This window comes from Serratia sp. JSRIV004 (genome assembly GCF_019968705.1).
In the GTDB taxonomy this organism is placed as follows: domain Bacteria; phylum Pseudomonadota; class Gammaproteobacteria; order Enterobacterales; family Enterobacteriaceae; genus Chania; species Chania fonticola_B.
Genome location: NZ_CP074140.1, coordinates 4,524,057 through 4,539,209, shown reverse-complemented (window position 1 = coordinate 4,539,209; position 15,153 = coordinate 4,524,057). Strand labels below are relative to the sequence as shown.

Here is a 15,153-nt window from a genome sequence, read left to right as displayed (position 1 = left end):
ATTAAGCGATGTAGTGGATATGTTTTTTTCCGTGGAAGGGCGAAATTTCAATCTTGGTCTCTACTTTGAATACATCCCAAAGCAGAGACTCTGTGAGGATCTCCTGCGGGCTACCAGCGGCGACGATCTGCCCTTGTTGCATTACAATCAACGAGTCGCAGAACATGGAGGCGTGGTTGAGATCGTGAATAGCCACAATGCTGGTCACTGGCAGTTCGCTGACGAGTTTCATCAACTGTATCTGATGACGGATATCCAGATGGTTGGTCGGTTCATCCAGGAGGATCTCCGTCGGCGATTGTGCAAGAGCTCGTGCAATGTGAACACGCTGGCGTTCGCCACCCGATAAACTCTGCCACCCCTGTTCACTCTTGCCGAGCATATCCACGCGCTGGAGCGCGGCGGTGACAGTATCGTCATCCTGCGCGGTCCAATTGGAAAATGGAGAGTGATGGGGAATTCGCCCCAGTTTGACCACGTCGACAACGCGCATATTGGCCTCGGTCATGCCGTGCTGTTCCACAAAGGCCACCCGACGCGCCAACTGCTTTTTGGTTATCTGAGCGATATTTTGCCCGTCCAGCGTGACGGTACCTGAGTGGGGGCGCCGTAATCCAGCGAGGATCCGCAGCAGTGATGACTTTCCGCAGCCATTAGGGCCTAGTAATCCGACGGTTTCACCACTCGAAACGCTCAGCGAGACGTTGTTGACGATGATTTTTTTACCCACACTCCAGGTAATATTTTCAGCGGCGATACTCATCACTTATTCCTTGAGCGGTAGATGATAACGGCAAAGAACGGCACGCCAACCAGCGCGGTGACCACGCCGACCGGAAGACTTTGCGGGGCTATCAGTAAGCGCGAAGCTATATCGGCCAGCACCATCAAGATGGCACCTGCCAATGCGCAGGTGATAAGTAACCTGCGGTGCAATGGCCCAAAAAAGAAGCGCATGACATGCGGAACGACCAAGCCCACAAAGCCGATGGAACCTGCCATGCTGACGATGGTTGCTGTGATCAGCGCAGTGATGGTGAACAGGAGCAGGCGGACCCAGGGCACGGCGATGCCCAGCGAGGCGGCTGCATCATCGCCAAAAGTAAAAGCATCCAACGCTCGAGAATAGTAAAGGCACACTGCAAGCCCTACCAACACGACTACCAGCACCAGTTGAAATTCTGGCCATCTCACGCCGCTGAAACTGCCCAACAACCAGAACATCACGTCACGCGCCTGCTGCGCGCTAGCGGATGTGCTGATGGTGTAAGCGGTAATCGCGTTGAAGAGCTGGGACGCAGCAACGCCCGCCAGAATGGTGCGCTCATTGCCTCCACGTGCGCCATTGGTCAAAAAGGCGACAAAGGCAAAGGCGGCAAATGCCCCCGCAAATGCCCCGGCGGAGAGCGACACGGCGCCGGTACCGATGCCCAATACGACCACTGAAACCGCGCCGGTTGAAGCGCCTGCAGAAACGCCAAGCACGTAAGGCTCTGCCAGCGCATTTTTCAGCAGACTTTGCAGCACCGCACCGCATATGGCCAACCCGGCACCGCAGCAAGCCGCAACAAGCGCACGGCTCAGGCGAAAGTCCCAAATCACACTTTCGTAAATGCGGCTAAGGGGCACTTCTGTCAGCCCGAGTTTATTGCTTATGGCATAGAACACGCTTCGCAGCGGGATAGAAAGCTCACCCACGCTAACGCCAATCGCGATCACCAGCACTAGCAACACCGCTGAAAAAACAGTCGACGCGGCTAGCAGAAACGTCTGTTTCATCGGTTGCGCCACTGCTGTCATTTATCTAGCCCAAGATTTCTGAGCTGTTCGCCAACTTGTTCTGCACCATAGAGGGTACGAATCGTTGGGTTCATTGCCTGGCCGTCCATCACGACGATGTGGCCTTTTTTCACCGCATCTAATTGACTAACAGCAGGATCGGTTTTGAGAAATTTAATCTTTTCTTCTGCGTTATCGAGCGCCCAGCGATTTCGGTCAAGGCTTGAAACCACTATCACATTGGGGTTGGCGGCAATGATGCTTTCCCAACCGACGGTTGGCCACTCAGTCTCTGAGGTGATGGCGTTATGGCCGCCTAACAGATTAGCGATAAAACCGGAGGCGCTGTTCTTGCCGCCGACATAGGCGTCAGAGGAGGGGGAAGAGCTAGAGAACCAGAAGACAAACGAAAGATCCTGGTTGTTTTTTCCGAACTCCCGGCGAAGGTTTGCTTCGCGTTGTTTAAAATCGGCAATTAACGCCTGGCCGCGATCTTCGACGTTGAAGATTTTGGCAAAGTCTGCAATCTCTTGATAAAGGAAGGTCATGTCCCACAGTTTTTGGCGGCTACCGTACATATCGCCAATGTCTTTTTTGGTTGCACACATACCAGGAGACATGTAGCTATTCACGCCAACGGTGGCGAGATCTTCGCGCTTGGCGACTTTACTTTCTGGGCCGAGCAGTAAAGGCAGTTGTGCGGGAACAAAATCAGGGTTTTGCGCAAGAATGGATTCCAACGTTGGTATTTCTACCGTCAGCGTTTTGATTTTCTCATTCTGTTCAGCCAGTTGCGGCAGCACTTTAGTCGGCCAAAACGCACTGGCGACTATCTTGTCCTGCAATCCCAATAGCAGCAGAATCTCGACGGTATTTTGTCCCAGTGCGACGACGCGCTCGGGGGCTTTGGTAAACGTCTCTTTATAGCCACAATTCTCAATGGTTAGAGGATACGTGGTTGCCAAAGCAGAGCTGGCCGAGGCGAGCACCATTCCTAACGCACAGATGACCTTTTTCATTTATCACTACTCTTAGCGGGATGAGTTTTGACTGCGGAAACGCAATGATAATGAAAATTATTTATTATGCGATAAAAATTTACTGCTTAACCCATGGAAAACCACGCATTAAATACCCATCAAGACTAGGGATTATGCGGAGAAAAAAACGTCAAGTAGGTGATGACGCAGTGGGTAACTGTTTAACCTGATTTTGGCTCAGCATCAGCCCAAGGTTGTTAAGAGGTGATGTTGGTATCCTTAGCAAAGGAAAACAATATTAACTCACTGATTTTATTTTAAATAATTGAATTTAAAACACAAAAAAGCCCGCAATGTGAATTGCGGGCTTTTTCGTTACTGTCGCCGGGTCTATCTGGTATCACTGGCGACCTATTTGGTGGCTGGGGGAGTCTGAATTGGATATGTAACTAATTGAATTTAATTAGGTAGATTCTAGTTCAACTTTTCGCTGGTGCCTATTTAGGTGCCTAAAAGTTTTTTCACCCCTTTTTGAGGGGAAATAGAAGAGAGGTAGGATAAGGGCTAACATGATTTAAGTGCTCATCAGCCCGGTAGCTCGTCTGGCTCTGAGAATATGGTTATACCCGTTCTGGCAGTACCCCTGGGTAATGTTTGGCGATGATATCGTTCATCTTGTCCATCAACGCCGGTTTCTTAAATGTCAGATGCGCCGATCCTTTCATGAAGTATTTTATCGTAAAATACTCATCTTCATAAACTTCCGCCCTTTGCCGGTGGGCGCTGATATGCTCATACAGCCGAGCGGTGACATCCCTCCGATTATCCGGGATCGCCTTGCCCTCCAGCAGGAACAACATCCTTTCCAGATCCGCTAATTGATCCCGCCGGTAACTGTGGTTAAGCGTAAATCCCCATTGGTTGTAACTCACCAAACTGTTGACGATCACCTTCTTGCCAAATTTGCAGGGATGGTTGCTTTTGTAATCCCAGGAGAGCGACTTGAAGACGTTGATCACCCCTCTTTCAAACACTTCTCCCTTATCACGATGCAACTGCTCAAACGTGCTGTAAATGCTCTCTTCGCTGATGGCTGGGATAGTATCCCCTTCCAGGTTTCTGTACCACTGGTCACGGGCCTGAGCATCCATGATCGCGAGCATGCCGGAGCGCTTCATCAGATCTCGCCATATATCGCGATCAAGATTGCGGGTGATCACTGGCATGGCTGTTTCTGTTTTTTCCATCAGCCAGCAGCCGCAGCGGAAGTCCTGACGCATAGCCCAGTCTCTTGCCACTCCACCGCCAATACTGTTGGTCATGGTCGAGATATCTTCAAGTTGGTGGATAATAGACTCAATTTGCGCCAGAGCGGCATTACGCCCAACAACTATACGTTCAATATTGGTTGAACAAATCACTTCGGTATGGCCGGTTAAAACTTCGGGTTCAGCATGAATAAGTGTCGACATAATTTTGTTTTCTTTTATTTAAGATAGGGATAAAAACAAGACGCCACCCAGTGGGTAGCGTTGATGCTTGTGAAGGGATCGTGCGTTACGGGAGTTATTGCGTTGGCTGATTTTTCATGGCTTGAAGGGTTAATGAGCAAGGCGATACAACATTATCGTATTCAGGTTCACTGGCTTTTTGCAGGGAATAGCCGTGGTTATTGACCGCCTTGATCAACGCATCCAGCTCGATACCATCAACAGCAACGGCTATCTTCCCCATGTTCAGCCCCAGTACCTGGATACTGTCGACTTCAACATTCAGGTCGATCTTCACGGATGTGCCCCCTGTCGTTGGTTTTTACCGTTGGTGATATGAGTGATGGCCTTGTAACCTCGGCGTTTCATCAGACCGGTAGCCTGTCGGGCCCGGAGAATATCGATAGGCGTAATAAACGGTGATTGTTCACGGATACTAAAACCGGTGCGATCAATACGGACCAGTTCATATTTTTCCACGATAAAATTCAGCGCATCCGCCAGGGAAATCCCTGCATTAAGATGCTCTTGGATCACACCCTCGTGACTAAAGGCGGTATCTTCCAGTGTCAGACCATAGTGTTGTTGCAATAGATGGGTCATCAATACCTGCCAGATCGCGATGGGTGATGGGCAAGACGGTGCCGCCCGTTTCGAGGTAACCAATACAGTTTGCATGATTGTTATCCTGATAGAAGGTTGGAAAAAGCGTGAATACTTGGGTGAGGGAAGGCCGTTTTATGCAGTTGTAGCTGATGTTGGATAGATAGATATATACACGTACCCGCAGGAGCCCAACGTATCGGCTTCGAGTGTCAGTCCGCTCGCATGGAGTGTGACGCAGTGTTGTTGTCGGGGATTGAGTTCAGCAGACATCAGCATCGACTCCAACTGCTGAAGCCATAACGGGAATACCTGGTCGAGATGACGCAACTCGGCATCACTGAACTTCCCCACGATATCGGCACGGTCTGCCAGGTAATGCAGTTGGTGGCCTTGCTGTACCAGGCGAGCACCAACCTGAGGGGTGATGATACGTTTTAGTCCCCAGGCTGGTGGGGTGATATCAGCCCCCTGGGAGGGGGTATCAGGTTTACTATCGGTCATCGTTAAGTTTCCTTGAAATAGACACTGTCCCGCAATAAGGCTGGTGTGTGTCGTGGTTGAGAGAATGAGACAGGCTTTGGTGTGGCGAGTCATTACCAACTGAAGGTGGTAAAACCGGGTAAGACCTCACCCAGCGCATCAATATGTAGGTAGGTCAGTTGATAGCGTTTCATCATGGTAGTGACCAGACGGCGACAAGGTTTGGAGAGTCCCAACCGTTTGAGTTGCAATATCGGGTGGGTCCACGCATCCAACCTCAGCAGATAGCCAGTGCCCGAGAACGAGATCCACTCACCGTCACTAAACTCTTCGTGACAATGAGAAATCCGGTACAGCACTACGTTGTCGTCTTCGGTGATATGGGCCGAACTGTATTGCAGACCAAAACGCAAAAGCGGTGTAGTGGTGATCATTTTGTCCTCCTCACAGCCAGCCACGTTCGGCAAATGACACGATATCGAGCCCACCCACAACCAGGTGATCCACCACTCTCACATCAACCAATTCAAGGGCCGTCTTTATCCTGTCGGTGATTTGTCGATCAGCCTGACTGGGCTCGGCCAACTGGGACGGATGATTGTGCGCCAGTACGGCACTCGCCGCATTGTGCTTCATGGCAGACTTTACCAACTCACGGGGGTGAACGGTGGTACTGTTGATGGTGCCGGTAAACAACGTCTCCTGAGCTAGCAGACGGTTTTGATTGTCGAGCCACAGCACGACGAATATTTCACGCTCCAGCCCGGTCAGATGCAGGCGCAACCAGTCGCGGGTCACGCTGGTGGAGGTGAACGCCACTCCGGGCTCCCGCAACTGTTTTGCCAGCAGGTTCAGGGCGCGTCGGATGGTACGTTGTTCGCCAGGTGACATTTCAGCCGCAGTTGGGGATAACGTTATCTTCATGGTGAGAGTACCTTGTTGCTCAGTCAATCAGGGAGAAAATGGCGCGGCTGTCGGGGTGATGCAGTGCGTATTCCCGCAGGCGGTAGAAATGTTCGGTCATCGCTTCGCTCTCAGTGCGGCAAGCGTGGTGGCTGAAGGCCATCAGGCAGGCGGTGATCCCTACGGCCTCAGCACTCATCTCGGCACCGTTACCATTCATACCGTTAAACAGTGACCACCGCTCATCGCCTTCTGGAGCCATAAAGGCCCCGCCGTTACTGAGCGTGTAAAAATCCCAGGAACCCCCGTGATAGTCGGCACACAGGCGATCCAGCCAGCCAAAGACATGAGGCTCCAGAATGAGCCATTGCGGTACGTTTCCAAAGTGCTGTGGCCAGAAACGGAGGCGCTGGCGGTTTGGCACAGCAGTGGCGGTCAGTGTGTTTGTCTGAGAGGAGGCCGTAGGCGGGGTAGAATGTGTATTCATGAAAAATATCCTTATAAATGAAATAAATAACAAAACAGGCCCCACCGGAAAAACCGAGGGGCCTGTACGTTGGAGGGAGGTAATAAAAGTCAGTGAGCGCTTATGGTGACGGCTCACGCGAGGTCTGGCTGGCGTAACACTACAAAATCCTTATTCGGAGATTAAAAACGAAAGGCCATGCTTCCCGAAGGTGGCATGGCCCGTAAGATGATCGATTGGTTGCTGATAAAGAAAGTTAACCAGCGGTATTCCTGCACCCGCTAAGGTCATCCAGCTCTTTTTTCGTATTCTTAATACCGGGAGTAAAGCTCCCTACTTTTTTATCATTAACATAAACATCGAACGTTGCGGCGTGACCAAGGGCATCAATAAACTGGATCCAGGCGTTGTCCCCATTTCGCCACCCCAGCGAAGAGGGTAACGGAAACTGTTGGTCATCGGTCACAACCGTTATTGCAGTTTTATCATCGCGTGAATCTGCACCAGTACCGTCAGGCAGCTCAATGAGCACGTGATGTTGCAAGATATTTTGCTCATCTGGGTTCATAGTGCAGTTAAGGTTAAAAACGACATTTTCCGAATTGGTGATCAGGTATTCTGTTACACCCTGACCAAAACCACTGGTCCACATATTCGGTATGGCCTGAACGGTTGTTGCTGACACCAGAGTTGACACCATCAGCACTGCGTGAGGTAGACGCATAATTCTGTCCTTAAATCAGTAAATTGAATTTTTTGCAATCTGCATTATTTGTAATAAGCCCATGTATCCTCTGATATATTCTTGTCAGACGTTAATCAACATCAGGTCAGAATGATCAGTACCAACATCACCAACCAGGCCCAGAAATACGTGGGTTTCTGCCCAAACGTTTTAACCCTCCGCCACAGATAAAATGAGACCAGCCAGGCCAGCTTGCCAAAAGCCGCAGTATCCCCCCGGCTTTGCGAAAACATGATTTCCTTATCTGTGAAACCCCGGTGTCGCCCGGAGAAATTACTCAGTGGGATAGCTATCTGAAGCCCGGTCCGAAGACGTTACTGGTCTATTTACTCTTCTTTCGGGTACTGTCTCAGCAGTTGCCCGTCCGACGACACAATTCCGCCAGGCTTTGTTGCGCTACCCATTGCTGCAGTTTCCGATCCTCTTCTGAGCGTTTAGCCGCCAGCGCCGCTTGTTGCTGTTTATTCACACAGTTATCCGGCATGACCATGACGACTTTCGCGGCTATTTGCTGCCTGACGTTTGCAATTTTAGCCTTAAGAACATCATCAGTATCGTGAACTGCTGGCCATGTGGGGTAAATAAGGTCATCAATAGCCTTATCCCGAACAGAGGACTGGCTATCAATAATGGCAAAATAGCACCCTTCACCTTTATCTTCTCCCTGATAAACCGTTTCAATATCGTTGTAGGTTTCACCGACAGGATTCAGTTTTAGTTGGCGAATGGTGTGGGTTTTCTTGTCAGCCAGGAAAATGGCACCGCCGCCACGGACACGTAGCAGAAACTGTCTCGTCCACGGGTAGTTATCAATCACGCTGGCTTGATAGAGCATGTTGTGCAGCTTATTGTCGTCCATGCCATCGGCGGATTTCCAACCGTCAGCCTGCATGTATTGCCAGGCTTTGACTGTGCCGACAGTGTTTCCAGCGTCAGCCGGAAAAACAGCACCAAGGCAAAAACTGGCGGCCAGCACTGTAGTGGTAAGCAATTTCATTGTGATTATTCCTTCTGAGGTATAAGCCCGTCGTCAGTTGTGACAAGCAATGAATGGAAAAAGCGAAAGTGGGGTAAAGCCTGAAGAAAATCCGGGTGAGAAAGGATGTCGCGCATCGCTATATCTGGAGCGAAGCTGCCGTTGTGGAGCGTGACCGCCCGAATATCGGTCAGGGGAAAAACGGCAATCCGGGCCTGATGCTCACCCGTCAGATACCATTCTCCCTCACGCAGAACCAAGCGATAGGGAGCAAGGTCTGTGCAGCGACAACCGCTTCCCAGTAGTGTCACCTTCCGGTGTTCCGATACCGCGCTCACCAGTCGTGTGAACACGCCCAAGTCTGGGGATGACGCTTGGGCCACTCCCTGCCAGATAAGGCAGGGAGACTCACCAGGACCGCTCAACAGTGAAGCGACCAGATGGTTATCCATACCAGGAAACAGTGCTTCAACGCCCGACTGGCGGGCAAATGTCATCACAGCCAGCTCTCTCTGGCGGCCGCCGGACAGCAAGCGACACTGACCCTTGCGATACTCTAGATCCAGATACATCAGCCGTTCCCGAAAGTCCCGGCGCAGGGTACGAACCGACACGCCAAATTCAGTTGCCAACGTTCGCAAATCTAGCGTTTCGCCCGCCACCAGACGGCTGATAATTAACGACAGCCTGACGGCAAGCCGGTCATGACGGCGTTCAGCCTGAGTCATGAGACAGGTTCTCCAGTGAGATAATTAGCTGAAAATAAAAAAGTTATTTTAACGAGGGGGTGGGACAGGGAATGGACACGAGAAGACGTATTTTTTACTGTTGCCGAAGTCAACCGTGACGGGGCTTAGAGAGAAAACATACCAAATTCGATGGCTTATAAAGCATCAGAACGGACAGGGTATGTCCCGGCTATAACCGCAGGTGAGCCAGAGTTAGAAGAAAATCCAGTCCCACACGGCACGGGCAACGGATATCACGGCCTCACGGATAGTACGAATAACCGCTTTTAGTGGTGTGGGAACAAATGATGCCACTTCCGCAGAATCAAACACTTCTCCAACCGCATGACCAAAGCCCTCACGCGCCTGCTTTTTTACCGGTTCACTGCATAACCTCCCGTGCAGTTGCGTCGCCAGAGGGCTGGTGGCACGGTCAGGCAGGCAGCACATCATGGTTTCTACCATTGATGGCAGATTCCAGCCTGTTCTGGCTGAAACGGCGCACACCGGATGGCTCGGTGAAAACAGCTGGCGAATGGAGTCCCGCTTGGACACGATATTAATTAACTGGTGCGGTGATGGTGCATTGCTGGTGGCGTTCCATTCATGACATGGCTCGCTTTTGTCAGCCTGGTTAACGACAAAGAGTACCCGTTGTTGGTAGCCAGTCATCACTCGCCGGTAAAAACGTTCATCGATGGAGAAAGCACGATCATCGGCTTTGATGACCCACAGGATTAAATCCAGCTCAGGCAGGATACGGCGGTACAGAGATTCATATTCGCTGTCCCGTTGCTCACTTTCGCCAACCCCAGGCAAATCAACCAGCATGATGCTGTGATTGCTGCATTGCAGTCGGAAACGCAGCGCATCACGAGTGCAAGCCTCAACATCACTGACCGGCGTAACCTCCCCCTGGAAAAGGGCATTGCAGAGACTACTTTTACCAGCACCAGTTTTACCCATAATGCCGATTACCGGCTCGTATTGTGTAAGACTGCGAAGACGTTCAAGAATATGGTTGCGGATGGTGTGGGGCAGAGAGGCAAGTGGCTTCTCAATGGCCTTGAGGCCTTCAGTTTTTTGCATATGGAGATCTCAGTGTGAAAAACAAAAATCCCCGCTATCCTGTCAGGATGCGGGGGATTCACTGAGATAATATCTATCTGAAATTATTTTGATCAGCATGATTATTTCGTGTAGTACGGACTTCCGCTATGTGCCAGATATAGTCATTCGCACCCTGATAATTATAATTTGAAGTGATTTAGGGTATGCGCTTACTAGTTACGAATATTGTGCCAGAGTCATGTGATGTGATGATTGCCGCAACTCCGCAAGAATACACTTGATGAGGCCGGCTATTCGCCATTATTACGTGCTAGAGTGATGTTGCAGGAGGATGTTTGGTGATAGCCTAGAAACCCTAAGTGTTCGTCGATATCGGGCAGCATCCTTACGGTGCCTCACAGTATGTTTATTGGCCATCAGCAACGGATGCTAGGAATAAGTAGGTAGAAATTCATACGGAAGGAGGCAAGGTATGCCGAGAAAAACGTTCTTTTCATTCCACTATCAAGAAGATGTATGGCGTGCGTGGAATGTCAGAAACAGCTGGGTTGTGGGCAAAGATAAAGAATCAGTGGGATTCTATGATGCTAGCGTTTTCGAAGCATCACAGAAAGAAGGTGACAACATCCTGAAGAATTTTCTGCGCGAGGGGCTAAAAAATACATCGGTTACGTGTATTTTGGCTGGTCAATACACTGCTAGCAGGCGTTGGGTCCGATATGAAATTGTACGCAGCGTTTTAAAGGGAAATGGCCTGCTGACAGTTGACATTCATGGCGTAAAAAACAATGCGCAGGTTTTGGGGAAAAAAGGAATCGATCCACTTTCCGAAGTCGGAGTTTACTGTTCGAACGGACAAATTTATTTTGCTGAAATTAAAAACGGTAAATGGGTAAGGTATGAGGACTACACCTCAGCTATTCCTGCATCCGATCTGTTGTTTGCAGCCCCCACAACCTCGGCTGTAACGAGAATTTCAGATCATTCCCTAAGATATGATTACGCAGCTCAAAACGGCAGAGAAAACATATCTGGGTGGATTGAAACAGCCGCCGCACTTGCTGGCCGCTAGTCAACACGAGCTCTTACGTCTGAACGTTTTCATTTTGCCGGTGAGCTATCTGCGAACGGACTGATATGCGACGCCGTATTCTGACCAAGCTGTTCGGCTTAGAGTAGACAATCATGCCTCTAGATAAATATGGGTGCTTAGAATGGCAGTTAAACAACGCCTGGCGGGCGTGCGAATCCATCTATCCGGATCTAACAAAGAGCATAACGAAGATATTGCCCATTTTGTGGGCAAGTTTGCGGCAAAGATCTTCGCAGAAGGGGGAACGATAGTACATGGCAGTCACCCTTCTTTTAACGCTCCTCTAAAGAAGGCAGCAGAAGGTTTTATTGATGCAGGTGGGGACAAATGTGCGCTCACTCTGGTACGAGCAAAAAGCTTCGCTACAGCTCAGTATGCTGCTGAAATCGATGATCAACGAATATATGCGGCTGTCGAGATAGTTCCGGCAGAGTCCGCAGATGGAAATCCGATAAATGGTTTGACACCCATGCGTGATTGGATGGCCGATCGCTCTGATGCGATTGTTTGTGTCGGTGGCGCCTGGTGGGATGTCAATAAAGCGAATGCGGGTGTGCCCAATGAATTAGACACCATGCTGGAGCTTGGAAAGCCTGGGTTCGTCGCAGCCGGGTTTGGCGGCGCGATTGCTGGCTATCTCAATGAAGATCCGTCGCTAATAAAACGCCTAAAAAACGGACTGAGTCAAGAGGCTAACGAGGTCATTGCGCTTGGCACTAATGTTGATTTGGTTGTCGATCTGATCGTCGAGCAGCTCAAAAATTTGCCCCTCTCGCGAAGGAATATAACACGAGGCCGAAATTTCCGAATTTTGGCTTTAGACGGTGGCGGACTGAGGGGCACATTTACTGCAGCTGTGCTGGCCAAGTGGGACGATATGCTCAAAGCCGGCGGCGGTAATGGCATCATCTCCCATTTCGACCTGGTTGCAGGTACATCGACTGGCGCTATCCTTGCCATCGGTCTAGCCCTTGGCCTGAACCCAAGTGAAATTCTGGCTTTTTACGAAGAAAAGGGCCCCCAAATTTTTCCTAAGGATCGAAAGCTGAGACATTGGCTCAAATCCAAACATGATTCAACCACCTTACGACAGCTACTTGCAGAAGTGTACGGCGAAAAGACACTGGCTGCCAATTCATGCTGTCGCTTGGTCATACCTACTGTAAGAGCGAAACAGGGACAAGCAGAGGCGATAGTAACACCTCACAGTCCAGATCGTACTGCGTATCGCGATATCTCTGCCGTCGATGCGGCTCTGGCTTCGTCAGCAGCACCAACATTCTTCGACGAGTCAACCTGGGAGGGGCCAATCGCCCTCGAAACGTTCCTTGACGGGGGGGTTTGGGCAAACAATCCTATTTTGCCTGCGCTTGCTGAAGCTGTCAGATACCTAAAAATTCCACTGGATCGTATCGATGTGCTGAGCATTGGAACGCTCAGCAGCGAAAGCGATTTTACTGACCAACTGGGGAAAGGCAAAGCCGGATGGGCACCTCATAGCGCTGACCTATTTTTTGCTGCACAGGAGCACGGCGCACTCGCACTTGCTGAAAGTTTCCTAGGACCCACTCGCCATTTGCGCATCAACCAACAAACCCCTGTCGAAATCAAGCTTGATGACAGAGAGGCAATTCAGGAAATGGCTGCGCGTGGGAATGAAGCCGGAAAAGAACACTTTACAGAAGTGCGCTCGAGGTTTTTTGATGGTCGTCATGCCGATAAATGGGAGCGTTTTTAACCGGCGCTTTGCGAGAAATCAGTTCACATAATCCCAAGCTACTTTAAATAAATGAGGGTTGTATGTTCCTAGACTTGAAAATTGAGAATGTCGTTGAGTCCGTTTCAGAATGGAGTGATTTTGACGTCGCGTCCTACAAAGCGAAAAAAGACAACATTGCCATCAGGCTTGAAGAGTACCTCCTTAATGGTAACAACCTGCTGGATGCAGAGAAAATCCAGCAAAGCGTATTTCCAGAGACGGAGATTGACGTATTCATCTCCCACTCACATAACGATGAAGATCAGGCCATCCGTATTGCTTTAAGCCTGGAAGAAATTGGCCTGAAGCCTTTCGTCGATTCATGCGTATGGGGCTATGCTGATGAATTACTTAAGAAAATTGATAACAAATTCTGTATCCCCCCGGGTTGGGAAAATTATAGCTACGCACTGAGGAACAGAACGACAACTAATGTTCACCTAATCCTAAATGCAGCGCTCCAGCAGATGATCCATCGCTCTGAGCTTTTCGTTTTCTTAGGCACGGAAAGTTCGATCAAGATTGATGAATACATGTCGGATACGGAGCGACTTTCCTCTCCCTGGATTTTCTCCGAACTTATGTTTGCACAAAATGTAAAACGGACAGAGCGCAAGCATCTCGACAAATACGGGATGGGTATGGAGGATTATCGGATATTAGAAAAAGCCGCGTTTGATAGTAAACACGTTGAGTTTAGATACTTACTCCCGCAGTCCACTTACTCGTTGGATTATGAACAGTTTATGAAGTGGCTAAGCTCCTACTCCCTGTCGGATGGCTCCGATTCCATTACGCGGATCAGCGGGCTCCAACATGTTGATAAACTTTATGCGGAACTGGGGGTTGATGCGAAGCTACTAGAGGCCCCCAGATTCAGCTGAGAAACCACACCATTTGACGATAACTGTAATTGCATACAAGGGCATCCATGCTTCCTATCTATCAGCTTGCTGTTATAGGCTCCCCTTCAGACGCGCAACTTCGTGATTTGGAGGATGCGGTTAAAACTGCAGTGGCGATGTACGGGTTACGACTCGGTCAGGAGATCAGTTGGGAGGTAGCTCCCGAGATGTTTACACCAAACCAGTTGCGATCGAGTGCGGTTGTATTTTTTGGAGGAGAGGGCGTAGATCACCCAAGCTTACCGAGTTTGCTCCGCAGCGGTACTCCTGTAATTCCAGTTGTATCCGATCTACGACATGTATCTGCGGAAATCCCTGAGCTGCTGCGGCCGCTAAACTGTCTGGCCTACGCAAATGGCGGTGCTAAGCGTGTCTCGATAGCTCTTCTTGAATGCGCTGGATTGCTTCCGAAACAACGAAGGGTCTTCGTAAGCTACCGTCGGGATGAGGCCAGAGTTGCCGCGCTCCAGATGTTCGATGCTCTATCAGCACGCCATTTCGACGTATTCCTTGATACTCATAGTATTGCGCCAGCAGAGGATTTTCAGACCATGTTGTGGCATAGACTCTGCGATTCTGACGTGCTGTTGATGTTAGATACTCCTGACTATTTTAATAGTCGTTGGACATCAGCTGAGTTTGGGCGGGCTCTCGCGAAAGGTATCAGTGTCCTTCGAGTCGCTTGGCCTGAAACGAAGCAGGATCGTGGATTGGGTACTGCAAGCCTCGCTGAGTTAGCTGAAGGTGAGTTGGACGGCGGAACAGGACGTATCGAGAATTCCGCTATCGACCGCATTTGTCTTCAGCTTGAGACGGTGCGCAGCAAAAGTCATGCTGTAAGGACTATCAACCTAGTCAGCAACTTGCGCATTGGGATTGAGGCCATAGGTGGTGAAGTCATTGGTATGGGAGTGGGGAGGGAAATCAAAGTTCATCTGCCCACAGGCCGAATAATAGTGGTCTACCCGACGGTCGGGGTACCGACGTCATCAACCATGCATGAAGCCTCAATGAACTATCCAGATGAATCAGTTGCTATACTGTATGACCATGTGGGGCTAAATCCTCAGTGGCTGAATCATATGGATTGGCTCGGCTCGCACATCCAGGCAACGAAGTGGGTGAAAGCATGCGAGGCCGGCTGGCAGTTTGCGGATTGGGAGGTGTAAAAA

18 protein-coding genes and 1 pseudogene are annotated in these 15,153 nt (G+C 50.0%); 4 read left to right on the top strand and 15 right to left on the bottom strand.

The annotated features are described in order from the left end of the window. Position 1 precedes the first annotated feature (1 nt). The 15 genes and pseudogenes from KGP21_RS21675 to KGP21_RS21605 form a co-directional block, all read right to left on the bottom strand. A complete protein-coding gene (locus KGP21_RS21675) occupies positions 2-763 on the bottom strand; it encodes an ABC transporter ATP-binding protein (protein WP_115160049.1) in 762 nt (253 codons plus the stop codon). Then, positions 763-1,779, bottom strand: coding sequence for an iron ABC transporter permease (locus tag KGP21_RS21670; protein ID WP_223498240.1), 1,017 nt, complete (start codon positions 1,777-1,779; stop codon positions 763-765). The genes KGP21_RS21675 and KGP21_RS21670 overlap by 1 nt, the downstream gene beginning before the upstream one ends. Before the next feature lie 17 nt (positions 1,780-1,796). Further along, complete coding sequence (locus KGP21_RS21665; RefSeq protein WP_223536267.1) at positions 1,797-2,798, bottom strand: ABC transporter substrate-binding protein; 1,002 nt, start codon at positions 2,796-2,798, stop codon at positions 1,797-1,799. Between the two features lie 581 nt (positions 2,799-3,379). Continuing rightward, positions 3,380-4,231, bottom strand: coding sequence for a DUF4942 domain-containing protein (locus KGP21_RS21660; RefSeq protein WP_223536264.1), 852 nt, complete (start codon positions 4,229-4,231; stop codon positions 3,380-3,382). A 94-nt stretch (positions 4,232-4,325) separates the two neighbouring features. After that, on the bottom strand, positions 4,326-4,547 hold the full coding sequence (locus KGP21_RS21655) for a DUF5983 family protein (RefSeq protein ID WP_050311462.1): 222 nt from the start codon (positions 4,545-4,547) through the stop codon (positions 4,326-4,328). Continuing rightward, complete coding sequence (locus tag KGP21_RS21650; protein WP_223536261.1) at positions 4,544-4,927, bottom strand: TA system toxin CbtA family protein; 384 nt, start codon at positions 4,925-4,927, stop codon at positions 4,544-4,546. Before KGP21_RS21650 ends, KGP21_RS21655 begins: the two co-directional genes overlap by 4 nt. 60 nt (positions 4,928-4,987) lie before the next feature. Beyond that, on the bottom strand, positions 4,988-5,356 hold the full coding sequence (locus tag KGP21_RS21645; RefSeq protein ID WP_223536259.1) for a type IV toxin-antitoxin system YeeU family antitoxin: 369 nt from the start codon (positions 5,354-5,356) through the stop codon (positions 4,988-4,990). Between the two features lie 92 nt (positions 5,357-5,448). Next, on the bottom strand, positions 5,449-5,769 hold the full coding sequence (locus KGP21_RS21640) for a DUF5983 family protein (RefSeq protein ID WP_223536257.1): 321 nt from the start codon (positions 5,767-5,769) through the stop codon (positions 5,449-5,451). 10 nt (positions 5,770-5,779) lie between these two features. Continuing rightward, positions 5,780-6,259, bottom strand: coding sequence for a DNA repair protein RadC (gene radC / locus KGP21_RS21635; protein ID WP_115115199.1), 480 nt, complete (start codon positions 6,257-6,259; stop codon positions 5,780-5,782). Positions 6,260-6,278: 19 nt separating this feature from the next. Further along, entirely contained in the window at positions 6,279-6,725 is a 447-nt protein-coding gene (locus KGP21_RS21630) for an antirestriction protein (RefSeq protein WP_223536255.1), read from the bottom strand. 235 nt (positions 6,726-6,960) lie between these two features. Then, positions 6,961-7,428, bottom strand: coding sequence for a hypothetical protein (locus KGP21_RS21625; RefSeq protein ID WP_223536253.1), 468 nt, complete (start codon positions 7,426-7,428; stop codon positions 6,961-6,963). 101 nt (positions 7,429-7,529) lie between these two features. Beyond that, positions 7,530-7,661: pseudogene (locus KGP21_RS21620) on the bottom strand (DUF4339 domain-containing protein); the annotation flags it as partial. Positions 7,662-7,798: 137 nt separating this feature from the next. Continuing rightward, positions 7,799-8,446 carry a hypothetical protein gene (locus tag KGP21_RS21615; protein ID WP_223536251.1) on the bottom strand — a complete coding sequence of 216 codons (648 nt, stop codon included), beginning with the start codon at positions 8,444-8,446 and terminating at the stop codon, positions 7,799-7,801. 5 nt (positions 8,447-8,451) lie between these two features. Then, positions 8,452-9,153, bottom strand: coding sequence for a WYL domain-containing protein (locus KGP21_RS21610; protein ID WP_042526032.1), 702 nt, complete (start codon positions 9,151-9,153; stop codon positions 8,452-8,454). A gap of 213 nt (positions 9,154-9,366) precedes the next feature. Beyond that, complete coding sequence (locus tag KGP21_RS21605; protein WP_223536249.1) at positions 9,367-10,242, bottom strand: GTPase family protein; 876 nt, start codon at positions 10,240-10,242, stop codon at positions 9,367-9,369. 454 nt (positions 10,243-10,696) lie between these two features. Here KGP21_RS21605 and KGP21_RS21600 point away from each other — a divergent pair, with 454 nt between their 5' ends. The 4 genes from KGP21_RS21600 (at position 10,697) to KGP21_RS21585 (ending at position 15,150) form a co-directional block, all read left to right on the top strand. Further along, entirely contained in the window at positions 10,697-11,296 is a 600-nt protein-coding gene (locus KGP21_RS21600) for a TIR domain-containing protein (protein ID WP_121607605.1), read from the top strand. A gap of 142 nt (positions 11,297-11,438) precedes the next feature. Beyond that, positions 11,439-13,055, top strand: coding sequence for a CBASS cGAMP-activated phospholipase (locus tag KGP21_RS21595; protein WP_223536247.1), 1,617 nt, complete (start codon positions 11,439-11,441; stop codon positions 13,053-13,055). A 62-nt stretch (positions 13,056-13,117) separates the two neighbouring features. Then, complete coding sequence (locus KGP21_RS21590; RefSeq protein WP_223536245.1) at positions 13,118-13,960, top strand: toll/interleukin-1 receptor domain-containing protein; 843 nt, start codon at positions 13,118-13,120, stop codon at positions 13,958-13,960. 47 nt (positions 13,961-14,007) lie between these two features. Then, complete coding sequence (locus KGP21_RS21585; protein WP_223536243.1) at positions 14,008-15,150, top strand: toll/interleukin-1 receptor domain-containing protein; 1,143 nt, start codon at positions 14,008-14,010, stop codon at positions 15,148-15,150. The last annotated feature ends 3 nt before the right edge of the window (positions 15,151-15,153 follow it).